Genomic DNA, 25,164 nt, shown 5'->3' on the forward strand with positions numbered 1-25,164 from the left:
GTACGTATGGCTTACCCGAAGATTCCCGCTCAGCAGCAGGACCGCCTGCCCGGTCGCGAAACCGAAATGCACCCGCAGGCCGAGTTTATCCGCGACAGCTACAAGGGCAGTGGCAAGCTGGCCGGCAAGGTGGCGCTGATCAGTGGCGGCGACAGCGGCATCGGTCGCGCGGCAGCGGTGCATTTCGCCCGTGAAGGCGCGGACGTTGCCATCATGTATCTCGACGAACACGAGGACGCCGAAAACGCCAAACGCATGGTGGAAGCCGAAGGCCAGCACTGCTTGTTGATCGCTGGCGATATCCGCGACAGCAGCCACTGCAACGATGCCGTCGAGCGAACCGTGAAGGCCTTCGGCCGGCTGGACGTGCTGGTCAACAATGCCGGCCGCCAGGAGGTCCAGACCCGCCTCGAGGACATCAGCGACGAACAGTGGGAGAAGACCTTCGCCACCAACATTCACGGCTACTTCTATCTCACCCGCGCCGCCCTGCCCCATCTGCAGGCCGGCGCCTCGATCATCAACACCACCTCGATCAATTCCTTTATCGGCCACCCGCTGCTGGTCGACTACACCTCGACCAAAGGCGCGATCGATGGTTTTACCCGGGCGCTTTCGCAGCAGCTGATCGAGCGCGAGATCCGCGTCAACCAGGTCGCGCCAGGCCCGATCTGGACACCGCTACAACCGCCGTCGCTCGGCAAGCACGACCCGCAGATGCTCGAAGACTTCGGCAGCCAGATGCCCATGGGCCGCTGCGGACAGCCGTCCGAGCTGGGTCCGGCTTATGTCTATCTGGCCTGTGAGGACTCGTCCTATGTCAGTGGCCAGACCATCCATATCAATGGCGGCAAGGTGGTGAATGGCTAGCTGGCGGCAGAATGCCGCGCCAGGCCGGCGCGACTCCAGACGACGCATCGGGTAATGAGTCGGCACGGAACCATCGTGCGGCTCGCCGCGCCCAACGATCAGTACCCATGCGTCGACCACTATCGGTCCAGATGCACGCCAGCGCAGTCACGCTGCATATGAAAGGTGAAGTCATGACCCAGATTCTTATTGCCGCTTTCGACCGCTATGCCGAAGCAGAGCGAGTCAAAGCCGAACTCGTGAGCGAGGGGGTGTCCAGCGACGACATCCAGATATCGGCATCCATCAACAGCGATGCCGTCGACAGCAGCCGCGTGGAAGTGATCGGCGAAGAGCCGGATAAAGACGCAACGGTGGCCGACAAGATCGGCAGCTTCTTTCACAAGGTTTTCGGCGACGAATCGAGCCAGCATGCCGGTCGCTACCCCGAAGCGGCCCGCCGCGGATCGACCATCGTCACCGTAACGCTGGAAGACGACAGCCGGGTATCGGCGGTCGAGCATGTCATGGTGCGCAACGGCGCCATCGATATCGACGAGCGCAGCGCAACCTGGGGCGACGGCGCCACGCCGGTCACCGCCAGCACCGAGACGCTAACCACCGGCTACCCAGACGCCACCTCCATCAGCGTCGATGAGCGCGAACTGGACGGCAGCGCGACACCGGATCGCGGTGCGGATTTCGGCTCGATTCCCGGCCGCGCGGAAAATGAAAAGGCTGCCCGGCGCGACAATACCGCGGGTCGCGTACGCATCATCCCGCGCTAGGACGTCCAGGCGGTGTCGTCTGCCAGCAGCGCCTGCAGTGCCAGCGCATCGCTCACCGCAGCGCCGCTGGCGGTATTGTCGAAGATGCACCAGCACGGCACGCCGGACCGAGCACAAGTCCGCAGTTCATCTGCCAGGCGCGCCAGCCACTCGGGCGAGTAGGCAGAATGATAGATGCGTGGCGAACCGTGCAGTCGGTAGTAGCGCATTCCCGACCAGCCGCCCGGCTGCTCTGCTCCTGCAATCGGCGAAGGATCTGCCGCCACCCGTGCGATATACCAACGCTCTAGCAGCTCACCGGCGTCCAGCCAGCTGGCATGCCGCGGTTCGAGTACCAGTGCACCTTCGTAGCGCGCGCGCATGGCGGTGAAGAAGTCCCCCGCCACTGACCGATCGAAGGCCAGCGATGGCGGTAATTGCAACAACAGGCAACCGAGCTTTTCAGCCAGCCCGGTCACGTCACCGAGGAAGCGCCCTAGTGCCTCGTCGCACTCGCGCAAGCGCAGTTCATGACTGATCTGCCTGGGCATCTTTACGCAGAAGCGAAAGCCCTCCGGCACGCTCGCCGCCCATTTGCGATAGGTGGCCGGGCGATGTGGTCGATAGAACGAGCTGTTGATCTCTACCGCCGATAGCCCGCCGCTGTAGCGCTGCAGGTGCGTGCCTTGCTCAGCGAATGCCTGCCACGCCTCGCGCGGCAGGCTCCAGCCGGCACAGCCGATGCGAAACATCTCTTGCGCTGTCATACCCAACACTCCCGCCATCGCTCCGGCCCGGTTACCCCGGAGTGCTTTAAACTTGCGCCCCACCTGCCCCACGAAACCCGGTTGACTCATGAAGCAGCGCGCCATCACACCCTTTCAGATCTTCATCCTGTTGCTGTCGGTCTACGTGATCGGTGCGCTGGTGGCCGATCTGGTGTTCGACCTGCCCGACGACGTATCGGCACTGCTCGGGTATCTGGACAACATCGTGTGCTTCTTTTTCTTCATCGATTTCTGGATGCGCCTGCAACAGGCCGAAGACAAGCTGCGCTTCATGCGCTGGGGCTGGATCGATCTGCTGGCCAGCGTGCCGGCGGGCGGGTTGCAGGCCGCCAAGCTGTTCCGTGCCTTCCAGATTCTGCGGGTGCTGCGGGCGATCAAGTCGCTGCGGCTGATCTGGCGCATCCTGTTCCGCAACCGCGCCGAAGGCATCGTCGCCTCCGCCGCCACGGCGACCATGCTGCTGGTGGCGTTCGGCGCATTGACCATGCTGCTAGTGGAAGCGCCGAATCCCGAGAGCTCGATCAATACGCCGGAAGAGGCGCTGTGGTGGGCGTTCGTCACCGTGACCACGGTGGGCTACGGCGACTTCTATCCGGTCACCACCCTGGGCCGCATCGTCGCGGTGCTGCTGATGGTGTCCGGGGTCGGTCTGTTCGGCAGCTTCGCGGCCTACATCGGTTCGCTGTTCGTCGCCGACCGCAACGAGGAAGACAACCGCGACCAGCTGGCCGACCGCGAAACCCTGCAGCGGCTGCTGGTACAGGTGGAATGCCTGACTGAAGAGGTGCGCAGCCTGAAACTGCAACTGGGGGGCGATCGCCGCAACGATGGCGATGCGGTGGAGCGAGGGATTTGAGTTCGGAGCCCTTGCGTCATCAGATGCAAGGGCTACCGGGTGCGATTAGTTGGCGAAGTATGCCTGGGCCCGGGCTACTTCCGCGGGAGTCGGCTTGTACACGGTCCACTGATCACCCTCGTTCTTCTTGTAGCGGACCTCGTTCTTCTCTACGTCGAACTCGTAGAACGGGTAGACCTCGCGCAGGTTGTAGAACGCCGCGGGTGCGAAGAAGAGGATGTCGGCAACCAGGTAGCCGCTGTTGAATTTCAATGGAATCAGGCCATACATCGGCTCCATGCCGGGCTTCTCGGCACGGAAGCGGTACTGGCCGAAGCTGGTGGCCTTGTAGGTCTTGCTGACGGGGTTCTTCAGCACCAGCGGCGCATCCTGGTTGATCTTGATTGCCAGGTCCGGATCAGTGGCGCGCAGCGAAGTGGTGGCGGTGCAGGCCGAAAGCAGTGTGGCAGTAACGGCTACGGCAAGAATGTGTTTGGCGTTCATCTGTAATTCCCTGTTGTCCATCAGAAATCGATAGCTCTCATCCAGCCGGCTCGACCGGGCGGTTTGCCATCCATTGCGGCGCGCACTATAGGGCATCGACAAATAATGGCCAACCGCCACCCTTACAGGTGGTTTGTTTTCTTGATTGCCGTCAGGCCGACAAGAAAAACCGACGCCGGACTCTATAATCACCGGCCGGTCATGCGCGCTGGCGAGCAAACGAGCGCAACGCGAGTCGTAAAAGAAGACTGATCAGCAAAGGTGTCGATCATGGCCAAGGCCGGGGGCAAGCAGTTCAAATCCATCAGGCTCGAACGTCTGGCGCGCTTCATCGACTGGGCGACGGCGCGATATCCGGACTTCACCGCGAAGAAGCATCACCAGGAAAAGTGGTTCGCGCCCTATATCGGCTACCCGATGCCGGGGCTCGGTCGGGCGGCGAAAGCCTTCTGGCTGGGACTGCACGGTCCGGCGGTCGACCAGCTGATGGCCGAACCCACGGCGGATGAACTGCTCGAGCGGATCGTCAGCCGTGACCTTGGCGAGATCCACTGCAGCGTGGATGTGTTCGGCAGCGAGAAGACTTTCAGCCTGGGCTCGCCGGTCCATCTGCTGGAGCCGGACTGGGCCATGCGGCTGGACGACAGCCCGCGGCGCGGCGATTTCACCGGCAACCTGAAACAGGCCGTGCAGCGCTATGTGCGCAATCGGCTGCAGTTGCTCGAACGCCCCTTCGCCGAAATGGACGAGGACGAGCGGCAGCGTTGCCTGGCGCGCATCCGCCCCGAACTGTCACGGCTCGATGAATTTCTGCCGCATGCCGTCGCCATCCTCAACGAGATTCGCCATGAGCTGCGCTACGTGGTGGCGTTGCAGCGCGGCAATCTCATCCTCGAATTGCAGCGGCGCGTTCCTTCCGGCCAGGATCATCTGCTCAGCGTGGCGGAAGTCGAGACGTGGAAGCGCCAGGATCGCGACGAGCTGCAGGCCACCTTCGAGCGCATGCTCGAGCTCGCTGGCGATTTCGACCTGCAACTGCTCGGGCACAAGCGTCTTACCGAACTCATCGCCCTGGAACCCGGCCGCATGCGCAAGGCGATTCGTGCCGCCCGCCGCGAGCACGAGGAGAAGATGGCGTTCGCCGTGCTGCTGGAGAACAACCCACGCTTCGTCCACTACCACAAGCTCTACCCGGCCCGCCGCCTGACGCGACGCTGGATCGCCCTGCTCGGCCCCACCAACAGCGGCAAGACGCACCGCTCCATCGAAGCGATGGCGGCCGCCGAGCACGCCATCTACCTCTCGCCGCTGCGCCTGATGGCGCTGGAGAATCAGGAGCGCATCGAGTCGATGGGCGTGCCCTGCTCGCTGGTCACCGGCGAGGAGGAAATCATTCGCGAAGGCGCCACGCACTTCTGCTGCACCGTGGAGGAGTTCGCGCGCTTCCGCCATCAGCACTGGGATGTGGTGGTGGTCGACGAAGTGCAGATGATGGCCGACCCGCAACGCGGCTGGGCCTGGGTCGATGCGCTGGTCAGCGCGCATACGCCGAAGCTGATGATGACCGGGCCGGCGCTGATCGAGCCGTCGTTGCGCACACTCTGCGAGCTCTGCGAGGACCAGCTGCAGGTGCAGCGCACCAAGCGCCTGTCGCCAGTGGAAGTATCCAAGCACGCCACCACGCTGGAACGGCTGGAACCCGGCTCGCTGCTGGTGGCGTTCAGCCGCAAGCTGGTGCTGGAGCTCAAGGGCATGCTCGAAAGCGCCGGCAAGAGCGTCTCGGTGGTCTACGGCGCGCTTTCGCCAGAGGTGCGCCGCGAGCAGGCCCGGCGCTTCCGCGAAGGCGAGGCGGACATCATGGTCGCCACCGATGCGGTCGGCATGGGCCTCAACCTGCCGGCGCACACGCTGTGTTTCTATACCGACGAGAAGTTCGACGGCATCCAGAACCGCCAGCTCAAGGTGCAGGAGGTCAAGCAGATCGGTGGCCGCGCCGGGCGTTTCGGTCACCACGACAGCGGCGAGATCACTGCGCTTGACCCGCAGACGCTCAAGTCCATCCGCCGCCTGTTCAACAGCCCGGATGCGCCGGTGGACCTGAGTCAGTTCCAGGTGCGCCCGTCCATCGATCATCTGTCCGCCATTTCCGAACTGATGGGCGAGCCGAGCCTGCTGCGCGCCTGGCTGACCTTCAACCGCAACATCAATTACGGCGAGGCGTTCATCTCGGTGCTGCCGGACGAACTGGCCGAATGGATCGAACTGATCGACGACCCGAAGATTCCGCTCTGGCTGCGCTGGACGTTCGCCTGCACGCCGATCCGCGGCGGCTTCGACAGCCCGGCCAGTCAGCATGCCCAGCGCTGGATCAAGCGAGTCGCCGAAGGTCACGCCATCCCGATGCCCAAGCTGCTGCTCGGCAGCGATCTGGCCAGCCTGGAAAGCACCCTGCACGTGGTGGAAACCTACCTGCACCTGTCCCGTAGCTTGCCCGAGCATTTCCCCGAGCACGACGACGGTGAAGACGCGCGCAAGCTGCTCAACGATGCCATCACCCGTGAACTGTCACGCCAGCGTAAACCGCGTGCGGCGAAACGCGGCGGCGGCCGCAGGGCGGGCCGGCGGCGCTGAGCATGCGTGGCCGATGCGCAGGGCTGCACCTGCAAGCGCCCTTGTGTGCGTCGCTATAATCGCCGCCTCGCTGCCGACCACGAGCCAGCCCATGCCCATCAACTACGCCCGTCGTCTGACCGATCGCCGACGATCCGCCCATAGCAATCGCCAGCTCGGCTTGTGCCTCGCCTTCGTTGCGGGGGCCGCCAATGCCGGCGGGTTCATCGCCGTCCAGCAGTACACTTCGCACATGACCGGCATCGTCTCGGCGATGGCCGACAATCTGGCCCTCGGGGCCACCGACCTGGCGCTGGCCGGCTTCGGCGCCCTGCTCTCGTTCGTCCTTGGCGCGATGTGCTCGACGCTGATGATCAACTTCTCGCGCCGCCGCCGTCTGCACAGCCAGTACGCCCTGCCGCTGGCATTGGAGGCCGTGCTGTTGCTGCTGTTCGGTGTCCTCGGCGCGCGCCTGATGGCGGTTCCCGGTTTTTTCGTGCCGCTGACGGTGGTGCTGCTGTGTTTCATCATGGGTCTGCAGAACGCGATCATCACCAAGCTTTCCAACGCCGAGGTGCGCACCACCCATATCACCGGGATGGTGACCGATATCGGTATCGAGCTGGGCCGGCTGATCTATATCAACCGCCACCGCCATGAAGACCTGCCACCAGTGCGGGCCAACCGCGAGCGTTTGCGCATCAATGCCTTGCTGGTCAGCTGCTTCTTCATCGGCGGGCTGAGCGGCGCAATCGGCTTCAAGCACTTCGGTTTTCTCTCCACCGTACCGCTGGCCGCACTGCTGCTGACCCTGGCCCTGGTGCCGATGGCCGACGATCTATGGCTTGGCTGGCGCCTCTGGCGGCGCCGGCGCTGAGTTCACCGCGCCTCGCCAACAACTGACGCGCGCAACGAGACAGCCACGACACCCGTTCGTTCCATCAACACCTTGAAAAAATGTTCGAATTTTTACTTTGACAGCGGCTTTTATTGCCTCTAAGTTTTCGTTTCCGAACAATTCCGAACCATCGCAGTGCTCGGAATAAAACAAAAACAAACGAACGAGGCTCCGCGCATGAGTACGCCCATCGTCCCGACACTCAAGGGACAATGCATCGCCGAATTTCTCGGCACTGCCCTGCTTATCTTCTTCGGTACCGGCTGCGTCGCAGCGCTCAAGCTCGGCGGCGCCGATCTGGGGCTTTGGGAAATCAGCATCATCTGGGGCATCGGCGTTTCGATGGCGGTGTACCTCGCCGCCGGCGTCTCCGGGGCCCATCTGAACCCGGCCGTCACCATCGCACTGTGGCTGTTCGGCACCTTCGAGCGGCACCGCGTTCCGGCCTACATTCTGGCGCAGGTGGCCGGCGCTTTCTGTTCTGCGGCGCTGGTCTACGGACTGTACAGCAGTCTGTTTTTCGATTTCGAACAGGCCCAGCAGATGGTTCGCGGCAGTGTCGAGAGCCTCGAACTCGCGTCGATCTTTTCCACCTACCCGCACGCCTCGTTGTCGTTCGGCCAGGCGTTTCTGGTGGAGGTCGTCATCACCGCCATCCTGCTGGCGATGATCATGGCCATTACCGACGACGGCAACGGCCTGCCCAGCGGCCCGCTCGCACCTTTACTGATCGGCCTGCTGATCGCCGTGATCGGCGGCGCCATGGGACCGCTGACCGGCTTCGCGATGAATCCCGCGCGGGATTTCGGGCCTAAGCTGATGACCTTCTTTGCCGGTTGGGGTGACGTGGCCTTCACCGGCGGGCGAGACATCCCGTACTTCCTGGTTCCGGTCTTCGCCCCGATTCTTGGCGCCTGTCTCGGCGCTGCAGGTTACAAGGCACTCATCTGCCGGCACCTGCCAGGCGTTGGATCGGCCGCCTGCGATGCACCAAAACCCAAGGAAAAGGCCGCTGCCGAAATGGGCTCAGCCCAGCCCGATATCAGCAAAGTTCGCTAAGGAAACGTCGCCATGAGCAATCAGAACAAGCAATTCATCGTCGCCCTCGACCAGGGCACCACCAGCTCCCGCGCCATCGTGCTGGACCGCAACGCCAACGTGGTGACCATCGCCCAGCGCGAGTTCGCGCAGATCTACCCGCAGCCGAGTTGGGTCGAGCACGATCCCATGGAAATCTGGGCGACCCAGAGCGGCGTGTTCGTCGAAGCCCTGGCCCAGGCCGGCATCACCAACGAGCAGGTGGCGGCGATCGGCATCACCAACCAGCGAGAAACCGCCATCGTCTGGGACAAGATCACCGGCCGGCCGATCTACAACGCCATCGTCTGGCAGAGCCGCCAGAGCACGCCGATCTGCGACCAGCTCAAGCGCGACGGCATGGAAGAGCACATCCGCAAGACCACGGGCCTGGTGATCGACCCCTACTTCTCCGGCACCAAGATCAAGTGGATTCTCGACCACGTCGAAGGTAGCCGCGAACGCGCCCGCCGCGGCGAACTGCTGTTCGGCACCGTCGACTGCTGGCTGATCTGGAAGATGACCCAGGGCAAGGCCCACGTCACCGACTACACCAACGCCTCGCGCACGCTGCTGTTCGATATCCACAAGCTGGACTGGGATCCGGTGATGCTCGAGGCGCTGGATATCCCGCGCGAAATGCTGCCGGAAGTGCGTTCCTCCTCGGAGATCTACGGGCACGCCTATATCGGCTCCGGCCAGAGCACCGGCATTCCCATTGCAGGCATCGCCGGGGATCAGCAGGCCGCCCTGTTCGGCCAGATGTGCGTCGAGCCAGGCCAGGCCAAGAACACCTATGGCACCGGCTGCTTCCTGCTGATGAACACCGGGACCAAGGCGGTGCAGTCCGAGCATGGCCTGCTCACCACCATCGCCTGCGGGCCGCGTGGCGAAGTGAACTACGCGCTGGAAGGCGCCATCTTCAATGGTGGCTCCACCGTGCAGTGGCTGCGCGACGAACTGAAGGTGCTCAACGAGTCGCTGGATTCGGAATACTTCGCCACCAAGGTACCGGACAGCAACGGCATCTATCTGGTGCCGGCGTTCACCGGTCTTGGCGCGCCCTATTGGGACCCGCGCGCCCGCGGCGCGCTGTTCGGCCTGACCCGCGGGGTCAAGGTCGATCACCTGATCCGTGCAGCATTGGAATCCATCGCCTACCAGACCCGCGACGTGCTCGATGCCATGCAGCAGGACGCCGGCGAGCGCCTGCGCGCCCTGCGCGTGGATGGCGGCGCAGTAGCCAACAACTTCCTCATGCAGTTCCAGGCCGACCTGCTCGGCACCCAGGTAGAACGCCCACAAATGAAGGAAACCACCGCCCTCGGCGCGGCCTATCTGGCTGGACTGGCGACCGGTTTCTGGAGCGATCTCGACGAGCTGCGCAGCAAGAGCAGCATCGAGCGGGTGTTCGAACCAGCGTGCGGAAGCGAACAGCGCGAAGCACTCTATCGCGGCTGGCAGAAGGCGGTCGACCGTACGCGCAACTGGGCCGAGGACTGAGCGGCCGCGGCCCGCGCCTGCCTGCGGTCGGCTCGCAGGCAAGCGCGGCATTGCGCGAATTCGAACAAAGCGCGCTTTAATCGAACGCCAGACTACGGCATGCTTCCCGCACAACAGCGAACAAGGAAGCCTCATGAGCCTGGCGCCCCGACAGCAGAACATTCTGGAACTCGTGCGCGAGCGCGGCTACGTGAGCATCGATGAGCTGGCTCGGCACTTCGCCGTCACGCCGCAAACCATCCGCCGCGACATCAACCAGCTCGGCGATGCCGGCCTGCTGCGGCGCTACCACGGTGGCGCGGCCTACGACTCCAGCGTACAGAACACCGCCTACAGCCAGCGTGCGCATCAGATGCGCGACGAGAAACTGCGTATCGCTGCAGCGATGGCTGCGCGCATTCCCGACCAGGCTTCGCTGTTCATCAATATCGGCACCACCACCGAGGCCATCGCCCGCGCCCTGCTCAACCATCGCGACCTGAAGGTCATCACCAACGACCTGCACGTGGCGAGCATTCTCAGCACCAAGGAAGACTTCGACGTGCTGATCGCTGGCGGTAACGTGCGCAGCGATGGTGGCGTGGTGGGCCAGGCCACCGCCGATTTCATCAGCCAGTTCAAGGTCGATTTCGCCCTGATCGGTATCAGCGGCATCGACGAGGATGGCACCCTGCTCGACTTCGACTACCAGGAAGTCCGCGTCTCCCAGGCGATCATCCATAACGCACGCAAGGTGTTTCTGGCAGCGGACTCCAGCAAGTTCGGCCGCAGCGCCATGACGCGCCTGGGCTCGCTGGAGCAGATCGACTGCCTGTTCACCGACTCGGCACCTTCCGAGGTGTTCGCCGAGCTGCTGGCCCGCCACAAGGTGCAAGTGGAGATCGCCGACTAGGTTCGGCGGCAGGTTATTTGCGGACAAGTCCGCCCCCACAGTGATGGCAGGACACTCGTAGCGATTCGAGCGCTCGCTGGCAGGCGAATCCGCCCAACAGACTCCCGCGCCGCAGCCGGAGCAACGCAAACCAATCAGGGAATCAGAAAACCCAGCGTTCGAATATTTTCTATTTTATCTGTTTTCGAACATTTTCACTTTCATACGGATTCTTTTGCGAATAGCATGTTCAAAACCGAACATGACCTTTCGTTTCCGAGGAGAAGCCCGTGCCCCATTCCGCCCAGCCCGTCTCCGAGCTCTATGACGTCGCCGTGATCGGCGGCGGTATCAATGGCGTCGGTATCGCTGCCGATGCAGCTGGTCGCGGGCTGTCGGTGTTCCTTTGCGAACGCGACGATCTGGCCAGCCATACGTCGTCGGCCAGCAGCAAGCTCATCCACGGTGGCCTGCGCTATCTGGAGCACTATGAATTCCGCCTCGTCCGCGAGGCGCTGGCCGAGCGCGAAGTGCTGCTGGCCAAGGCGCCGCATATCGTCAAGCCGATGCGCTTCGTGCTGCCCCACCGCCCGCACCTGCGCCCGGCCTGGATGATCCGCGCCGGGCTATTTCTTTACGACAACCTGGGCATGCGCAAGAAACTGCCAGCATCGCGGGGCCTGCGTTTCGGCAAGGCGAGCCCACTGAAGCCAGCCATCACCCGGGGTTTCGAATACTCCGACTGTTGGGTCGACGACGCGCGGCTGGTGGTACTCAACGCCATGGCGGCGCGGGAGAACGGCGCGCACATCCATACCCGCACCCAATGCCTGAGCGCCAAGCGTGCCGGCGGCATCTGGCATGTCGAGCTGCGGCGCGAGGACGGCAGTCGCTTTTCGCTTCGCGCCAAGGCGCTGGTCAACGCCGCCGGTCCCTGGGTCGCACAGTTCATCGGTGAAAACCTGCAACAGCGCTCGCCATACGGCATCCGCCTGATTCAGGGCAGCCACATCATCGTGCCCAAGCTGTATGACGGCGAGCAGGCCTACATCATGCAGAACGAGGATCGGCGCATCGTCTTCGCCATCCCCTACCTGGATCGCTACACCATGATCGGCACCACCGACCGAGAGTACCGTGGCGACCCGGCCAAGGTGAGCATCAGCGAGGAGGAGATCGCCTACGTACTGGGCGTGGCCAACACGCACTTTCGCAAGCAGCTCGAGCCCAGGGACATCGTGCATACCTTCGCCGGCGTCCGGCCGCTGTGCGACGACGAATCGGATAACCCCTCCGCGGTTACCCGTGATTACACCCTGTCGCTGGCGGCGGAAGAAAAACAGGCACCGCTGCTTTCGGTGTTCGGCGGCAAGCTCACCACCTACCGCAAGCTCGCCGAGTCGGCGATGGCGCAGCTCAAGCCGTTCTTCCCGGGCATGGGTGAAAGCTGGACGGCACAGGCGGCACTGCCTGGCGGCGAAGGCATGAGCACGGCCGACGCACTCGCCGAAGAGCTGGTAGCCAAGGTACAGGGGCTGAAACTGCCGCTGGCCAGGCGCTGGGCCACTCTCTACGGCAACCGAGTGTGGCGCATGCTGGGCGAAGCGCGCTCGCTCGATGCACTGGGCGAGGATCTCGGCCAGCAGCTGTACGCGCAGGAAGTCGATTACCTGCGGCGCGAAGAGTGGGCAACCCAGGTGGATGACATCCTCTGGCGCCGCACCAAACTCGGGCTGGCCTTCAGCGAGCCGGAAAAGGCTCGCCTGCAGCGTTACCTGACAGAGCGACTGACCATCGAACCTGCACGCGACAGCGACGCGGCCTGAGCAGGCTGGGACGAGCTTCATCCAGGGCGCACTCGTCTGCACCACCCCACAGCGCTCGCGCTGCCGCCGAGTGGACGGGCAAGACCATCCGTCCACCCTTGCCGTTGCGGTCATCAAGTGTTCATACCCTTGGCGCACCGTCGGGCGACTGACCTGCTCTCGGGAGTTGCCTGATGACCACAAATACTGGCGCCTTAGCCGATCACTCCACGCCTGCCAGCCGCCAATGGCTTTCCTGGCTGCTGGTCATCACGCTGATCTACCTTCTGCTGGCAGCCGTCGGCGCCATCGGTGATGGCTTCAAGGCCGCAGTTGGGAACAATGCCAAGGAACTGTTCGCCTTTGCCACCAACCCCTTCGTCGGCCTGATGATAGGCGTGGCGGCGACGGCGTTGATCCAGAGTTCAAGCACCGTGACTTCCATCATCGTCGGCATGGTCGCCGGCGGGCTGCCCATTCCGATTGCGATCCCGTTGATCATGGGCGCCAACATCGGTACATCGCTGACCAGCACCATCGTTAGCCTGGGCCACGTACGCAACGGCGTCGAGTTTCACCGGGCCTTTGCAGCGGCCACCGTGCACGATGCGTTCAATCTCACCGCAGTGGCCATTCTTCTGCCGCTGGAACTGCTCTTTCACCCGCTAGCGCAGATGTCCGAAATCCTGGCCGGATTGCTGGTCAGCGACAGCACAGGCGTCGACATGAAGAGCGTCAACTTCATGAAGACCATCCTCACGCCTGCCAGCGATGTGCTCAACGCGAGCGTGGCCTGGCTGCCTGGCCAGGTCTGGTCCGGTGTCGCATTGATCATCATCGGCATCGGCCTGATTCTTTTCGCGGTCCAGGCCATTGGCAAGGTGCTGCGCAAGGTGATGGTCGGCCGCGCGAAAGACATCATGCACGCCAGCGTCGGCCGCGGCCCGGTTTCGGGGATCGCTTCAGGCACCATCATCACGATCCTCGTGCAGTCGTCCTCGACGACGACCGCACTGATCGTACCGATGGCGGGAACCGGCGTGTTTTCTCTCAAACAGGTCTATCCGTTCACCCTGGGCACCAACATCGGCACCTGCGTAACGGCCCTGCTGGCCGCTACGGCGATTTCCGGACCGACTGCCGAGCTGGCCCTGCAGATCGCGCTGGTGCATCTGCTGTTCAACCTGTTCGGAATCTTCCTGATCTACGTGCTGCCGTTCCTGCGCGGCTTACCGCCTGCTATTGCCACATACCTCGCCGATCTGGCGCAACGCAGCAAGCTTTACGTCGGGGCATACATCGGTGGCGTGTTCTTCGGCCTGCCATTGCTATTGATCGGCGGCAGCCAACTCTGACCCGCCAGGAGCCCGCTTATGCAACGCGAACGCCGTATCCAGACAGAGAACCGCATCCGTGAGCTGCGCGAATCGCTCAACGAACTCGAAACGCAGCTGCAACAGATCGATGAGCAGGAACGACAGGCGCAGCACCGGGAAATTGATCGGCTGGATGACTACATCAATGCCGTCGACAGCCGATTCAACAGCCTGCAGGTGTTCTGGAACTCACTGAAACATGAATGGCTGAAAGCCAAGTCCTGAGCGGCAAGGAGCGACCGCATGCACGTTATCCCCAGCCCGCTGCTGCTGATCGGTCTTTCGCTCGGCCTGCAGCTCTTGGTGGCGCCAACCGTTAGCGCCGCCGAACCCGCCACCGAAGGCCTGCTGATCGATGGCTCCAGTACCGTTTACCCGCTGACCCGTGAAGCGATGCGCCGATTCCAGCGTGCGCAGCCGGGGCATCCGATCGACGTGGCGTTCTCCGGCACCTCCGCCGGCTTTCGCCGCTTCTGCTCGGGCGAGACGGACATCAACGACGCCTCCCGAAAAATCAACAGCAGCGAGCAGGCACTCTGCGCGAAGAACGGTATCGGCTATCGCGAGTTGCCGCTGGCCATGGACGCGATCACGGTCGTCGTGCACCCGAGCAATGACTGGGCGACCGACATCACGGTCGAAGAGCTGAAGAAGCTCTGGTCTCCTGCGGCCGAGGGCAAGGTGACGCACTGGAGCCATGTCCGGGCGAACTGGCCAGACCGTCCGATGAAACTGTTCGGGCGTGGCCAGGATTCCGGCACCTACGATGTCTTCACCCGGGAAATCGTCGGCGAGGCGCATCGCAGCCGTCAGGACTACACCGCCAGCGAGAACGAGGAGGAGTTGGCCACTGGCATCGCCGCCGAACCGGATGCGCTCGGCTTCTTCGGCATCGGCGCCTACCACCGGCACTGGGACGAGCTGAAGCTGCTCGCCGTCGACAACGGCGAGGGACCGGTCTACCCGACACTGGAAACCGTCGGCGAGGCGCAATACCAGCCGCTGACCCGCCCGTTGTTCATCTACCTGAGCGAACGGAGCCTGCAGGACAAGCCCAGCACCAGGGCCTTCGTTCGACACTACCTGCAAGGGTTGCCGAGCTGGATCCACTTCACCGGGTACATGCCGCTGCGCGCCGAACGCTATGCGCAGAACCTGAAAGCGCTCGACGCAGCGCCGGCAGCGAATCCAGCCGGCGCCAGGTGATACGGCTGAATCAGTAGACTGCCGGGACGATCATGCTGTCCGGCACCGGGTTACGCAGGTAGTCGGGGTTGTAGACGCGCTCCGGCAACTTCACCGGCGTACGCTCGACCTCGCCGTACGGCAGCTGACTGAGCAGGTGCGTGATGCAATTCAGGCGTGCGCGCTTCTTGTCATCCGCCTCGACGATCCACCAGGGTGCGTCGGCGATGTGCGTGCGCTCGAGCATGATCTCCTTGGCGCGCGTGTAGGCTTCCCAGCGACGCCGGGATTCAAGGTCCATGGGGCTGAGCTTCCACTGCTTCAGCGGGTCGTGGATACGGGCCAGGAAGCGCCGGTTCTGCTCTTCGTCGGAGATGGAGAACCAGTACTTGATCAGGATGATTCCCGAGCGCACCAGCATCCGCTCGAACTCCGGGACCGACCGAAAGAACTCTTCGTATTCGTCGTCGGTGCAGAAGCCCATCACCTTCTCGACGCCGGCACGGTTGTACCAGCTGCGATCGAACAGGACCATTTCGCCAGCGGCGGGCAGATGGGAAACATAACGCTGGAAGTACCACTGGGTTCGCTCGCGGTCATTCGGTGCTGGCAGGGCCGCCACGCGACAGATGCGCGGATTCAAACGCTGGGTCACTCGCTTGATGACGCCGCCCTTGCCGGCCGCATCCCGCCCCTCGAAGAGCACGACCACACGCAGCTTGTTGTGCACGATCCAGTCCTGCAGCTTGACCAGCTCGCCCTGCAAACGCAGCAGTTCGGAAAAGTACAACCGCCGGGACAGTCCCGATCCCGGGGGCTGCGGCAGGCCTTCGCGGGATATCAGGGCTTCCATGCGCACATCGTCCAGCTCCATTTCCAGCTCTTCGTCGAGGCTGTCCTGAAACTCGTGCAGCAGGTGTTGGTAGATGTCGTGCGAGCTGCGCATATCGTCGGTCATGGGCGATTTCCGGTAGCGTAATGGCGCGCCACGCTCTGGGTGGCTCTGGCCCACGCTAGTCATCGGCGATGACGGACTCATGACCGACGCGCTGCCGATTCGACGCCGAGGACGAGCGGGCGTCGGCACAGCTTGAATCGCCGGGCAATTCCGGTAGGCTCGCAGCTTTCCCACAGGAGTACGCCAAATGGCTCGAGCCACTGCCCGCCACATCCTGGTTTCCACCGAAGCCAAGTGCAACGAACTGAAAGCCGCCATCGAAGGCGGTGCCGACTTCGCCGAAGTCGCCAAGGAAAACTCCACCTGCCCATCCAGCCGTCAGGGCGGTGACCTGGGTTCGTTCGGCCCCGGCCAGATGGTCAAGGAATTCGACACCGTCGTGTTCAGCGCCCCGCTGAACCAGGTGCAAGGCCCGGTGAAGACCCAGTTCGGCTATCACCTGCTGGAAGTGACCAGCCGCCAGGACTGATCACCGTTCATCCCCGCCCCCCAAGGGCGGGGATGCCTCTGCGCCGGAAGGCGCCCTTCCTGGCAGCCCCCCGTTTCGCTCCAACCTGATCACGCCTCGAGACGGAAACGTCCGGTCAGTGCCTTGAGGCCTTTCATGCTCTGCATGATGGTATTGCCCGACGCCGCCGTGTCGTGGGTGACTCCGGCGGCCTGATCGGCGACATGGGCGATGCGCGTCAGCGACTGGTTCATGTCCTCCGCCACCTGCGACTGCTCCTCGGCCGCCGTGGCGATCTGATTGGTCATGCCGCGAATGGTCTGCACCGCGCCGACGATCTGCCCCAGCGCATGCTGCGCCGCTTCGATCTGGGTGAGCGTCACCGAGCTGCTCTGACGCGACGCATCCATGGCCGTACCCGCGCGGGTGGCCTGGCTCTGCAAACGCTCGACCAGCACGCTGACCTCCTTGGCCGAACTCTGCGTGCGGCTGGCCAGGCTGCGTACTTCGTCGGCAACCACCGCGAAACCGCGACCCTGCTCGCCAGCGCGCGCCGCCTCGATGGCCGCATTCAGCGCCAGCAGGTTGGTCTGCTCGGCGATCCCGCTGATCACGTTGAGCACCTTGCCGATCTCGTGACTGTCTTGCACCAGCTGCTGCATCACATCGGACAGGCTGTCGACATGACGACTGAGGATGCGGATGGCACCGACCGACTCATTCATCACCGCGCTGCCGGAGTTGGTCTCCTGCTCGGCGACATCCGCGGCATTGGCGGCCTCGACCGTGCTGCGCGCGACTTCCTGGGAGGTGGCGAGCATTTCGTTCATCGCGGTGGCGACCTGATCGATCTCGGCCTGCTGCCCCTCGACGTTGCGCGCGCTGTCGCCAGCCAGGTTGGCCATGCGCACGCATTGACCATCGGCTTCGTCAGCGGCCAGGCGCACACCGCGGATCATCTCGCCGACCTGCCCCAGCAGGCGGTTGTAGGCCAGGGTGATCATGCCCATCTCGTCATCGGCGTGCCGCACCTGCAGCGGCGCGGAAAAGTCGCCCTGGCTGACCTTCTCCAGACGCCCGCGCAGCTCGTCGATCTGCAGCATCAGCCAGTTCATTCCGGCAATCCGACCCAGCACGACCAGCAGCAGGATGCACAGGGTCGACCCCAGGGCCACCCAGAGCTGCTGCGACGCACTGCGATTGGCCTCGGCGGATATCAGCAGCACCACTTCGTTGGACGCGCCAAGGATGTCGTTGGAGTCGGTGGCAATGGCGTTCACGTCAGCGCTCTGCCCTGCAGCCAGCGCCTGTATGGCGGGCCGGTAACGCTGCCAGATCTGGTCGACGCGCTGCAGATGTGGCTTTGCACTGGCCAACCCCACCGGGGCGATGTCCTGGGCGCGGTCACCGTTGAGCAGCAGCCGATGCGACTGTTCGAAGCGCTGGATGGTCTTGTCGACGGCGGCCTTGTCGCCGACGCCCTGAGCGGCCAGCAGCGCTTCCTTCATCATCTTCTGACTGAGCATGCGCTGGGCACCGGCCATGTCGATCTGGCTGGCGTCCTTGGCGGACATGAACAGCACAGCAGCGGTCAGTGCCGCACACAGAAAGATCAGGCTGTAGGAAAAGAAGAACTGGTTGTTGATGGTCCGCAGACCCAGTCCGCGCAGAAGGGACTGAATGACGTTCGCCAAGGTGCTGGTCATGGGGGTATCCACTACAGGAAAAGAAAGCGATGCCAGCGTCGAATGGCCTCGCAGCTAACCCTGTTCTCGGCGGTGTCAGGGGCAACTTGATACCGTTCATCAACTATCTGAAAGCCGCGTCATTGCTGGCGGCGCGCACTTTTTTGGTGCTCATGCAATGCGGTTTCGCGCACTGATACAGATCAACAGAAAGGGCCCATTCGTACCTGTTTTTTGGCTCGTTCGCGAGGCAACGTCTATGGTCAGGTAATGCGGGGCAAACTCGCATGAACACGGATCAATCGGGGGTGTGCGCATGTTCCACGTATCGCGCCGAGGCGAAAACCGCATCGATATCGACTTCTCCGGCAAGTTGGACAGTCAGGCCATGCGTGCTGCGCTGGATGACCTGCTGTTCAAATCCGAAGGCATCAGCCATGGCCGCATGCTCTATCGCATCGGCGACTTCGATCTGCCTACGCTCGGCGCCGTCGGCGTGGAGCTGTCACGACTGCCGCACCTGTTCCGCTTCATTCGGCGTTTCGACCGCTGTGCGGTGGTCGCCGGCAAGGAATGGCTGCGCAAGGCCAGCGAGGTGGAAGGCGCGCTGATCCCCGGGCTGACCATCAAGGCGTTCGACCTGCACCAGGAAGCCGAAGCCAGTGCCTGGCTGGAGCACGGCTGAGGGCCACGCCAAGCGGCAATTACCCGACCTGCGGGAGCGAATGGTCCGTCCTGGGTTGCTGTCGAACATGGACATCAACAGCCAGGAGAAGGGACATGGGACTTTTCGATACGATCAAGGCCAAACTCGGCCTGGGCGATGTCTCCAACGAGGCGCAACACAAGGCCGATGCACCGCCGGCCGACGCGATCCGTTCGAGCGCCGAAGGCATCACGCTGGGAGAAAGGCCCACCACCACCGACAACGCGACCATCGCGCCGCACCAGGACCTGAATCAGTCCCCGACCACGGCAAGCGGAGTGGATGTGGTAGCTCAGCTGGAAGCCAAGGCGGCGCAGCATCCGGAAGCGCTGAATTGGCGCACCTCGATCGTCGATCTGCTGAAGTTGCTCGGGCTGGACAGCAGTCTGGAAGCGCGACGGGAGCTTGCCACGGAGCTAGGCTGCCCGCCGGCGGAAATGGCGGACTCGGCGCAGATGAATATGTGGCTGCACCGGGCGGTGATGAAAAAGCTTGCCGAGAATGGCGGCAGGATACCGCCTGAACTGCTGCACTAGATGTGCGAAGGGCCTTCCGAGGAAGGCCCTTGCTTACGGCTTATGAATTGCGGACCTGCTCATCCGCGAGGAAATCTTCCTCCAAGAGCGCGTCACGCTCGGCCAGCGCGCCGTCGATCATCTGCGGCTGGGCACCGGAGCGCTTGCTGCGCAACTTGCCGAACTGGTGAGCGAGCGCATTGTTCAGCTTGTCCACCGCGCCGTCGATCGCCAACTCCAGCGATTCGGCCTTGTGGGTGACGGAAATCGGCTGCAGCCCCTTCGGCCGCGCTTCGATCTGGCAGCGCTTGTCATGGGCGCCGGCCTTGTCACCGTTTTCATCGTTGAGGTGCACGACGACGCGCGTCAGCTCGTCGTCGAACCGGTCCAGCCTGCTTGCGACACTGGCACTGACCCAATCAGCCAGACGGGCACTGCCTTCGATGTGGTTATCGCTGTGAACCTGGATTTGCATAAGTCGTCCTTACTTCCGCTTATGAGCACCGCCGTTTCCGGCGGCTTGGTGATAGCTATGCCACCGTTTCACTTATTAAGCAACGGGCAAAATGCCGCCGAAGCTGTCCTGCCGGTCAGCACTTTTCGCTTTGCTATCCGAAACTTAGCCGGTTCGCCGGCGTTCCTGCCGCGAATCGGACAAATTTGTGCGCTGGCAATTGTGAAGAGAATCGTGTGCAGGTGAAGCATGCTGCCCGCCCACCTGACGCGCTCAAGGCATGCGTCGGACGATGGGTATCCGACGCATGAAACGCGTCTTCGGGCAGTGCTAGGGTCTGTTGTCATTTCGTCCGGCGGCCGCGCCGGCGCCTGTTTTTACGCGAGGCAAGGCATGAGAAGCGAAGTTTGGTCATTTCAAATAAGCGACGAGTAACGCTGCATCGCGTAAAAACAGGCCCGGCCCGAAGGGTTGCGCGGGAAATGGCGCCAGCTGTCGTTGTAGGACTTGGCAAGGGAACAACCATTACCTGTGTCCTACGCCTAACCTGGCGCCATTTCTCGCAGCAACGCGGCTCGCGATGAAACGGCAACAGACCCTAGGCCGCCTTCTGGAACAGCTCGCGGCCGTGATCGAGGTGCTGATCGACCAGCCACTTGCCATGGGCGATGGACAGTCGCTGGGCCTTTTCCAGCTCGTCCATGAAGGCATGCTCGAGCGGTAGCGGCATACGACGGGTCACGTGCCCGGAGGGATCGGTGATCCGGCAACCGCCAGCCCAGGGCGTCGGGGTGCCGGGATATTCCATCACCTCGGCGGTGATGAGGTGGTCGCGGTGGGTGCATTGCATCATGGTCATGATCGTTACCTCGCTCTGTGCGGGCAGCCATCAGATCACGCAGGTTGGCTCCAGGCTGATGGACCGCCGATTGCTCCCCCCTTGATGAACAGGGCCGTTTCGCCGGCCCCAGCACGTCAGAACGGTATAGCACAGGCTGCCCGAGTCGTACGTTGCAGCGCACGGTCGACTGACGAACGTGTGCCCCACCTCAGCCATCCAGCGAAGGGCCGATCAGCTCGGCCAGCTGCCGATACACGCCGGGCGCGGCCACCAGATAGGGGTTGCCCCTGAGCAGCCCATCGTTACGAAAGAAATCGTTGCGCAGCCCGCCCGCCTCGGCCACCAGCACCAGCCCGGCCAGGCAATCCCAGCTCTTGAGCTCGGTCTCGTAGTAACCGATCAGTCGCCCGGCGGCGACATACGCCGTCATCAGCGCGCCGGAGCCGTTGCGGATGAACATGCCGCCTTCGGCCAGCAGTTTTTCCAGAAACGGAATGAAATGCTCCTTGCCGCGCGGGTGAAAGGTGCCCGCACCGGTCAGGCCTTCACGCACATGGCTGGCGCGGCTGGCCGTGAGCGGTGTCTCGTTGACATAGGCACCGCGGCCGAGACAGCCATGGAAGAGTTCGTCATGGTTGGGGTCGGCGATCGCGCCGATGTGGGGTTCCCCGTCGATCAGCAGCCCGATGGAAACGCACCAGTTGTGCAGGCCGTTGACGAAACAGGCGGTGCCGTCGATGGGATCGATCACCCATACGCAGCGGGCCTTGAGGTCCGCCGAGCCGCTTTCCTCGCCGAGAAAGCCGTCCTGCGGGAAGCGCTCGGCCAGGCGTGTACGAATGAAGTCTTCGATGCGTTTGTCGGCGACGCTGACCACATCCTGCCGGTCGTTGCCCTTGTGCTCGACATCCAGCGTCTCGCGTTGCCGATAGAAATCCATGCCCAGCTGCGCGGCTTCCAGTGCGAGGTTCCTGGCGCAGGCGTAGCGGGCATCGATATCGAGGTCTTGCTGGGTCGACTCGCTCATGATCGGTTCCTGAAACAAAAGCGGCATTCTAGACATGCGCCCGTTACAGCACGAGCGATGTAGGGGAAGAACCTGGGCGAGACGGCGAACCGCACCGGCGAAGACAGGATATTTCAGGGTCTCGATTCCCAACGCCATTCGCCGAAAACGCCCCCGCGACGAATCGATACGCGCGCGGTCCTAACCTGCGAGCCACGGCTCATCATTCACGCAGACAGGAGATTCCCATGGGCTTGTTCAACTCGATACTGGAAAAGATCGGCCTCGGCCAGGCACATGCCGCACCTGACAGCACCGCACCCACCACACCACCCGAAGCTTCGACAGGCGGTGCCGGCGCACCCACGGGTCCTGCAATGGACCAGGTGGACGTCGCGGCCAAGCTCGACGGCATGGCGCAGAACCATCCGGAGAAGCTCAACTGGCGCACGTCCATCGTCGATCTGTTGAAGTTGCTCGGCCTGGACAGCAGCCTCACCGCGCGCAAGGAACTGGCTACCGAGCTGGGTTGCCCGGCTGACAAGCTGGGGGATTCGGCACAGATGAACATGTGGTTGCACAAGACGGTGCTGAACAAACTCGCCGAGAATGGCGGCAACGTACCAGCCGATCTGCTGGACTGATCTGCTTCTCAAGTGGCGACAGGCGGGCTGCAGCGGTTGCCGCAGCTCGCGCAAAGGATCAATGCTCGTGCATGCGCACGTTCAACTCGTCGACGATTGGCGCCCACTCCGCATCCTCGATCCACTCATCGCGCAGCAGCGCACGCTGCGACTCGTTCCAGACCGGCGCATCGGCCAGGCGGACGTCTTCCGGCAGGCGCCCATGCTTGCCGATGAATGCATCGATACTCGCCGGATCTGACGCCAGGCCGAGCTGCTCGAACAGGGTACCGAGGTCTTTGTTGGGTAGTTCCATGATGTTCTCCTTAGGCTCGTCAACAGGCTGAAAGGCGCATCACGCGTTGCGCTACTTGCCTATTCAGAGGCTCTGCGGCTGACTACAGTTCCGCCTGGACCGATGAGGAACGACCTGCATGGACATCCTGCTCTGCGGCAGCTTCGACGAAAACGAGCGCGACGCCTGGCTCGCAGAGCTGCAGCGCACCTTGCCGCAAGCCCGCTGGCACCTGACCGCCACGCCGGAGAGCGCCGGGCTGATCACCGCGGCGGTGGTCGCGAACCCTCCCGCTGGCTCGCTGCACGGCCTGCCCAACCTGCGGCTGATTCAGTCACTCTGGGCCGGTGTGGACCGCCTGCTCAGCGACCCGAGCCTGCCGGATGTGCCGGTGGCACGCATGGTCGACCCGACCATGAGCGCGGCCATGGCCGAAACCGCGCTATGGGCGACGCTCTCGTTGCACCGGGGTTTCTACGATTACGCCCGGCAGCAGCGCGCCTGCGATTGGCGGCAACTGCCGCAGCGGCGGGCCGACGAAATCCAGGTGACTCTGCTGGGCATGGGCCAGATGGGCCGGACATGTGCCCAGCGCTTGGTCGCCCAAGGCTACCGCGTGACCGGTTGGAAGCTTCGCAGCGGCGCTGCCGATGGCGTTGCGCTGGAGCACGGTATGGATGCCCTCTGGCCGCTGCTGGCACGCAGCGACATCGTCATCAACCTGCTGCCATTGACGCCACAGACGGGCGATCTGCTGGGCCGGCGTTTCTTCGAAGCCCTGCGCCCCGGCGCGGGGCTGGTCAACCTTGCCCGCGGCGGGCACCTGGTCGAGGCGGATCTGTTGCAGGCGCTCGAATGCGGCCAGGTCGGCCATGCGGTGCTCGACGTGTTTCGCAGCGAGCCGCTGCCGGCAGAGCATCCGTTCTGGAGGCATCCACAGGTGACCGTGCTGCCCCACATCGCAGCCGCGACGGACATGCGCAGCGCGGCGCGGATCGTCGCAGTGAACCTGCAAGCGCTGCGTGACGGCGAGCCGCTGCATGATCTGGTGGAACGCAGCCGCGGCTACTGAGCGCGGCTGCGACCACCGGGCATAACCAAGCGGCTCAATCCTGGCTGAGCGCGCCGATCCGGTGGATGGAAAGATCCGCGCCGTTGAACTCTTCCTCCTGGCTCAGGCGAATGCCAGTGGTCAGCTTGAGCAGGCCGTAGACGCCGAAGCCGCCCAGCAGTGCCACCAGCATGCCCATGCCACTGCCGATCACCTGGCTGATCAGGCTCACGCCGCCCAGGCCGCCCAGCGCGGCCTGACCGAAGATGCCGCAAGCCACCCCGCCCCAAATCCCGCACAAACCATGCAGCGGCCATACTCCCAGCACATCGTCGATCTTCCAGCGATTCTGCGTAGCGGTGAACGTCCAGACGAACAGTGCTCCGGCGATCGCACCGGTAGCCAGTGCACCGACCGGATGCATCAGGTCGGAGCCGGCACAGACCGCCACCAGCCCGGCTAGCGGGCCGTTGTGCAGGAAGCCCGGGTCATTGCGACCGGCGAGCCATGCCGCGGCCGTTCCGCCGACCATCGCCATCAACGAGTTGACCGCCACCAGCCCGCTGATGCCCTCGATGGTCTGCGCGCTCATGACGTTGAAGCCGAACCAGCCGACGATGAGAATCCACGAACCCAGCGCCAGGAACGGAATGTTCGACGGCGCGAAGGCCACCAGCCTGCCGTCCCGATAGCGACCGTTGCGCCGCCCCAGCAGCACTACCGCGCCGAATGCCAGCCAGCCGCCCATGGCGTGCACCACCACGGAGCCGGCGAAGTCATGGAAGGAGGCACCGAACTGGCGCTCGAGCCAGCCCTGGAAGCCGAAGTTGCCGTTCCAGATCAGGCCCTCGAAGAACGGGTAGACGAACGCGACGATCAGCAGCGTGGCGCACAGTTGCGGGCCGAACCGCGCGCGCTCGGCGATCCCGCCGGAGATGATCGCCGGAATGGCCGCGGCGAAGGTCAGCAGGAAGAAGAACTTCACCAGCGCATAGCCGTGGTCCAGGACCAGCTGATCGGCCGGCTGCATGAAGGTCACGCCGTAGGCGACCCAGTAGCCGATGAAGAAGTACGCCAGGGTCGATACTGCGAAGTCGGTGATGATCTTCGATAGCGCATTGACTTGATTCTTCAGACGTACCGTACCGACTTCGAGGAAGGCGAAGCCGGCATGCATGGCCAGCACCATCACCGCGCCCATCAGGATGAACAGGGTATTCGAACCGTGGACCAGGGTTTCCACGGCGCTGTTGAGGTTTTCCATGGGTTACTACAGCCTCAGCGGATAAATCGCACCAAAACGGTTACCGTCGCCAGACGCGTGCACCGAGATGCATCACCGCGCCATGTCGAGCCACCGTCACCTGCAGCCGGAGCTTGCTTGCAGCGAAACGCTGAAGCGCCATGAAACCTTTGATATCAAGAGTTTAGGAAAACTACCGGAAATCCGTCGTGCGCCATTGCGGGGCTCGCACGACGACTGCTGCACCAAGCGATAGCAAGGCGCGTACCAA

At 63.4% G+C, this 25,164-nt stretch carries 26 protein-coding genes; 17 read left to right on the forward strand and 9 right to left on the reverse strand.

Annotated features, from left to right (window positions below; all coding sequences use genetic code 11):
• Nucleotides 1–6: 6 nt before the first annotated feature.
• Complete coding sequence (locus tag P5704_004765) at nucleotides 7–870, forward strand: SDR family oxidoreductase (GenBank protein ID WOF79812.1); 864 nt, start codon at nucleotides 7–9, stop codon at nucleotides 868–870.
• Nucleotides 871–1,043: 173 nt separating this feature from the next.
• Complete coding sequence (locus tag P5704_004770) at nucleotides 1,044–1,637, forward strand: hypothetical protein (protein ID WOF79813.1); 594 nt, start codon at nucleotides 1,044–1,046, stop codon at nucleotides 1,635–1,637.
• Here P5704_004770 and P5704_004775 read toward each other — a convergent pair.
• Complete coding sequence (locus tag P5704_004775) at nucleotides 1,634–2,383, reverse strand: DUF72 domain-containing protein (GenBank protein ID WOF79814.1); 750 nt, start codon at nucleotides 2,381–2,383, stop codon at nucleotides 1,634–1,636. The genes P5704_004770 and P5704_004775 overlap by 4 nt on opposite strands.
• Before the next feature lie 88 nt (nucleotides 2,384–2,471).
• Here P5704_004775 and P5704_004780 point away from each other — a divergent pair, with 88 nt between their 5' ends.
• Nucleotides 2,472–3,260 (forward strand): ion transporter, encoded by a 789-nt coding sequence (locus P5704_004780; GenBank protein WOF79815.1) that lies wholly within the window; start codon nucleotides 2,472–2,474, stop codon nucleotides 3,258–3,260.
• A gap of 45 nt (nucleotides 3,261–3,305) precedes the next feature.
• Here the strand turns inward: P5704_004780 and P5704_004785 are convergent, their stop codons facing one another.
• Nucleotides 3,306–3,743, reverse strand: coding sequence for a hypothetical protein (locus P5704_004785; GenBank protein ID WOF79816.1), 438 nt, complete (start codon nucleotides 3,741–3,743; stop codon nucleotides 3,306–3,308).
• Nucleotides 3,744–4,013: 270 nt separating this feature from the next.
• Between P5704_004785 and P5704_004790 the strand changes: the two genes are divergently transcribed.
• From P5704_004790 to P5704_004830, 9 genes are all read left to right on the forward strand, one after another.
• On the forward strand, nucleotides 4,014–6,374 hold the full coding sequence (locus tag P5704_004790; protein ID WOF79817.1) for a DEAD/DEAH box helicase: 2,361 nt from the start codon (nucleotides 4,014–4,016) through the stop codon (nucleotides 6,372–6,374).
• A gap of 91 nt (nucleotides 6,375–6,465) precedes the next feature.
• A complete protein-coding gene (locus P5704_004795) occupies nucleotides 6,466–7,230 on the forward strand; it encodes a YoaK family protein (protein WOF79818.1) in 765 nt (254 codons plus the stop codon).
• A gap of 198 nt (nucleotides 7,231–7,428) precedes the next feature.
• Nucleotides 7,429–8,310, forward strand: coding sequence for an MIP/aquaporin family protein (locus P5704_004800; GenBank protein ID WOF79819.1), 882 nt, complete (start codon nucleotides 7,429–7,431; stop codon nucleotides 8,308–8,310).
• Nucleotides 8,311–8,322: 12 nt separating this feature from the next.
• Nucleotides 8,323–9,831, forward strand: coding sequence for a glycerol kinase GlpK (gene glpK / locus P5704_004805; protein WOF79820.1), 1,509 nt, complete (start codon nucleotides 8,323–8,325; stop codon nucleotides 9,829–9,831).
• 133 nt (nucleotides 9,832–9,964) lie between these two features.
• Nucleotides 9,965–10,723 (forward strand): DeoR family transcriptional regulator, encoded by a 759-nt coding sequence (locus tag P5704_004810; protein WOF79821.1) that lies wholly within the window; start codon nucleotides 9,965–9,967, stop codon nucleotides 10,721–10,723.
• A 269-nt stretch (nucleotides 10,724–10,992) separates the two neighbouring features.
• Nucleotides 10,993–12,528: a glycerol-3-phosphate dehydrogenase gene (gene glpD / locus P5704_004815; protein WOF79822.1), complete on the forward strand. Its 1,536-nt coding sequence runs from the start codon at nucleotides 10,993–10,995 to the stop codon at nucleotides 12,526–12,528.
• A gap of 173 nt (nucleotides 12,529–12,701) precedes the next feature.
• A complete protein-coding gene (locus P5704_004820; protein WOF79823.1) occupies nucleotides 12,702–13,862 on the forward strand; it encodes a Na/Pi symporter in 1,161 nt (386 codons plus the stop codon).
• Nucleotides 13,863–13,880: 18 nt separating this feature from the next.
• On the forward strand, nucleotides 13,881–14,108 hold the full coding sequence (locus tag P5704_004825) for a hypothetical protein (protein ID WOF79824.1): 228 nt from the start codon (nucleotides 13,881–13,883) through the stop codon (nucleotides 14,106–14,108).
• An 18-nt stretch (nucleotides 14,109–14,126) separates the two neighbouring features.
• Entirely contained in the window at nucleotides 14,127–15,089 is a 963-nt protein-coding gene (locus tag P5704_004830) for a PstS family phosphate ABC transporter substrate-binding protein (protein ID WOF79825.1), read from the forward strand.
• A 10-nt stretch (nucleotides 15,090–15,099) separates the two neighbouring features.
• On the opposite strand, the gene ppk2 is transcribed toward P5704_004830, so the two are convergent.
• Complete coding sequence (gene ppk2, locus P5704_004835) at nucleotides 15,100–16,026, reverse strand: polyphosphate kinase 2 (GenBank protein WOF79826.1); 927 nt, start codon at nucleotides 16,024–16,026, stop codon at nucleotides 15,100–15,102.
• A 187-nt stretch (nucleotides 16,027–16,213) separates the two neighbouring features.
• Here ppk2 and P5704_004840 point away from each other — a divergent pair, with 187 nt between their 5' ends.
• Nucleotides 16,214–16,495, forward strand: coding sequence for a peptidylprolyl isomerase (locus P5704_004840; protein ID WOF79827.1), 282 nt, complete (start codon nucleotides 16,214–16,216; stop codon nucleotides 16,493–16,495).
• A gap of 89 nt (nucleotides 16,496–16,584) precedes the next feature.
• Here the strand turns inward: P5704_004840 and P5704_004845 are convergent, their stop codons facing one another.
• Nucleotides 16,585–18,180, reverse strand: coding sequence for a methyl-accepting chemotaxis protein (locus tag P5704_004845; GenBank protein WOF79828.1), 1,596 nt, complete (start codon nucleotides 18,178–18,180; stop codon nucleotides 16,585–16,587).
• A 295-nt stretch (nucleotides 18,181–18,475) separates the two neighbouring features.
• On the opposite strand from P5704_004845, the gene P5704_004850 reads away from it, so the two are divergent.
• Both P5704_004850 and P5704_004855 read left to right on the forward strand, forming a co-directional pair.
• Entirely contained in the window at nucleotides 18,476–18,844 is a 369-nt protein-coding gene (locus P5704_004850; GenBank protein WOF79829.1) for an STAS/SEC14 domain-containing protein, read from the forward strand.
• Nucleotides 18,845–18,939: 95 nt separating this feature from the next.
• Nucleotides 18,940–19,401, forward strand: a complete 462-nt coding sequence (locus P5704_004855) for a DUF3597 domain-containing protein (protein WOF79830.1) — start codon at nucleotides 18,940–18,942, stop codon at nucleotides 19,399–19,401.
• Nucleotides 19,402–19,441: 40 nt separating this feature from the next.
• On the opposite strand, the gene P5704_004860 is transcribed toward P5704_004855, so the two are convergent.
• The 3 genes from P5704_004860 to P5704_004870 all read right to left on the reverse strand — a co-directional run bounded on the left by P5704_004860 (nucleotide 19,442) and on the right by P5704_004870 (nucleotide 21,702).
• Nucleotides 19,442–19,855: an HPF/RaiA family ribosome-associated protein gene (locus P5704_004860; protein ID WOF79831.1), complete on the reverse strand. Its 414-nt coding sequence runs from the start codon at nucleotides 19,853–19,855 to the stop codon at nucleotides 19,442–19,444.
• Nucleotides 19,856–20,432: 577 nt separating this feature from the next.
• Nucleotides 20,433–20,693: a hypothetical protein gene (locus P5704_004865; GenBank protein WOF79832.1), complete on the reverse strand. Its 261-nt coding sequence runs from the start codon at nucleotides 20,691–20,693 to the stop codon at nucleotides 20,433–20,435.
• A gap of 190 nt (nucleotides 20,694–20,883) precedes the next feature.
• Nucleotides 20,884–21,702, reverse strand: a complete 819-nt coding sequence (locus P5704_004870; protein WOF79833.1) for an inositol monophosphatase — start codon at nucleotides 21,700–21,702, stop codon at nucleotides 20,884–20,886.
• Between the two features lie 227 nt (nucleotides 21,703–21,929).
• Between P5704_004870 and P5704_004875 the strand changes: the two genes are divergently transcribed.
• Nucleotides 21,930–22,325, forward strand: a complete 396-nt coding sequence (locus tag P5704_004875; protein ID WOF79834.1) for a DUF3597 domain-containing protein — start codon at nucleotides 21,930–21,932, stop codon at nucleotides 22,323–22,325.
• A gap of 58 nt (nucleotides 22,326–22,383) precedes the next feature.
• Here the strand turns inward: P5704_004875 and P5704_004880 are convergent, their stop codons facing one another.
• Nucleotides 22,384–22,620 (reverse strand): DUF2789 domain-containing protein, encoded by a 237-nt coding sequence (locus P5704_004880; protein ID WOF79835.1) that lies wholly within the window; start codon nucleotides 22,618–22,620, stop codon nucleotides 22,384–22,386.
• Between the two features lie 118 nt (nucleotides 22,621–22,738).
• On the opposite strand from P5704_004880, the gene P5704_004885 reads away from it, so the two are divergent.
• On the forward strand, nucleotides 22,739–23,671 hold the full coding sequence (locus P5704_004885) for a glyoxylate/hydroxypyruvate reductase A (GenBank protein ID WOF79836.1): 933 nt from the start codon (nucleotides 22,739–22,741) through the stop codon (nucleotides 23,669–23,671).
• Between the two features lie 34 nt (nucleotides 23,672–23,705).
• Here the strand turns inward: P5704_004885 and P5704_004890 are convergent, their stop codons facing one another.
• The gene (locus P5704_004890; protein WOF79837.1) at nucleotides 23,706–24,914 is read right to left on the reverse strand and encodes an ammonium transporter; all 1,209 of its coding nucleotides are present in this window, start codon (nucleotides 24,912–24,914) and stop codon (nucleotides 23,706–23,708) included.
• Nucleotides 24,915–25,164 lie beyond the last annotated feature (250 nt).

It is taken from the genome of Pseudomonas sp. FeN3W (genome assembly GCA_030263805.2).
GTDB lineage: Bacteria > Pseudomonadota > Gammaproteobacteria > Pseudomonadales > Pseudomonadaceae > Stutzerimonas > Stutzerimonas stutzeri_G.

Coding starts and splice junctions, on each gene's coding strand:
- P5704_004840 (WOF79827.1), top strand. CDS start 16,214: ATGGCTCGAGCCACTGCCCGCCACATCCTGGTTTCCACCGAAGCCAAG.
- P5704_004810 (WOF79821.1), top strand. CDS start 9,965: ATGAGCCTGGCGCCCCGACAGCAGAACATTCTGGAACTCGTGCGCGAG.
- P5704_004800 (WOF79819.1), top strand. CDS start 7,429: ATGAGTACGCCCATCGTCCCGACACTCAAGGGACAATGCATCGCCGAA.
- P5704_004770 (WOF79813.1), top strand. CDS start 1,044: ATGACCCAGATTCTTATTGCCGCTTTCGACCGCTATGCCGAAGCAGAG.
- P5704_004765 (WOF79812.1), top strand. CDS start 7: ATGGCTTACCCGAAGATTCCCGCTCAGCAGCAGGACCGCCTGCCCGGT.
- P5704_004795 (WOF79818.1), top strand. CDS start 6,466: ATGCCCATCAACTACGCCCGTCGTCTGACCGATCGCCGACGATCCGCC.
- P5704_004890 (WOF79837.1), bottom strand. CDS start 24,914: ATGGAAAACCTCAACAGCGCCGTGGAAACCCTGGTCCACGGTTCGAAT.
- P5704_004845 (WOF79828.1), bottom strand. CDS start 18,180: ATGACCAGCACCTTGGCGAACGTCATTCAGTCCCTTCTGCGCGGACTG.
- P5704_004865 (WOF79832.1), bottom strand. CDS start 20,693: ATGACCATGATGCAATGCACCCACCGCGACCACCTCATCACCGCCGAG.
- P5704_004785 (WOF79816.1), bottom strand. CDS start 3,743: ATGAACGCCAAACACATTCTTGCCGTAGCCGTTACTGCCACACTGCTT.
- P5704_004875 (WOF79834.1), top strand. CDS start 21,930: ATGGGCTTGTTCAACTCGATACTGGAAAAGATCGGCCTCGGCCAGGCA.
- P5704_004885 (WOF79836.1), top strand. CDS start 22,739: ATGGACATCCTGCTCTGCGGCAGCTTCGACGAAAACGAGCGCGACGCC.
- P5704_004870 (WOF79833.1), bottom strand. CDS start 21,702: ATGAGCGAGTCGACCCAGCAAGACCTCGATATCGATGCCCGCTACGCC.
- P5704_004830 (WOF79825.1), top strand. CDS start 14,127: ATGCACGTTATCCCCAGCCCGCTGCTGCTGATCGGTCTTTCGCTCGGC.
- P5704_004855 (WOF79830.1), top strand. CDS start 18,940: ATGGGACTTTTCGATACGATCAAGGCCAAACTCGGCCTGGGCGATGTC.
- ppk2 (WOF79826.1), bottom strand. CDS start 16,026: ATGACCGACGATATGCGCAGCTCGCACGACATCTACCAACACCTGCTG.
- P5704_004780 (WOF79815.1), top strand. CDS start 2,472: ATGAAGCAGCGCGCCATCACACCCTTTCAGATCTTCATCCTGTTGCTG.
- P5704_004820 (WOF79823.1), top strand. CDS start 12,702: ATGACCACAAATACTGGCGCCTTAGCCGATCACTCCACGCCTGCCAGC.
- P5704_004790 (WOF79817.1), top strand. CDS start 4,014: ATGGCCAAGGCCGGGGGCAAGCAGTTCAAATCCATCAGGCTCGAACGT.
- P5704_004880 (WOF79835.1), bottom strand. CDS start 22,620: ATGGAACTACCCAACAAAGACCTCGGTACCCTGTTCGAGCAGCTCGGC.
- P5704_004860 (WOF79831.1), bottom strand. CDS start 19,855: ATGCAAATCCAGGTTCACAGCGATAACCACATCGAAGGCAGTGCCCGT.
- P5704_004775 (WOF79814.1), bottom strand. CDS start 2,383: ATGACAGCGCAAGAGATGTTTCGCATCGGCTGTGCCGGCTGGAGCCTG.
- P5704_004850 (WOF79829.1), top strand. CDS start 18,476: ATGTTCCACGTATCGCGCCGAGGCGAAAACCGCATCGATATCGACTTC.
- glpK (WOF79820.1), top strand. CDS start 8,323: ATGAGCAATCAGAACAAGCAATTCATCGTCGCCCTCGACCAGGGCACC.
- P5704_004825 (WOF79824.1), top strand. CDS start 13,881: ATGCAACGCGAACGCCGTATCCAGACAGAGAACCGCATCCGTGAGCTG.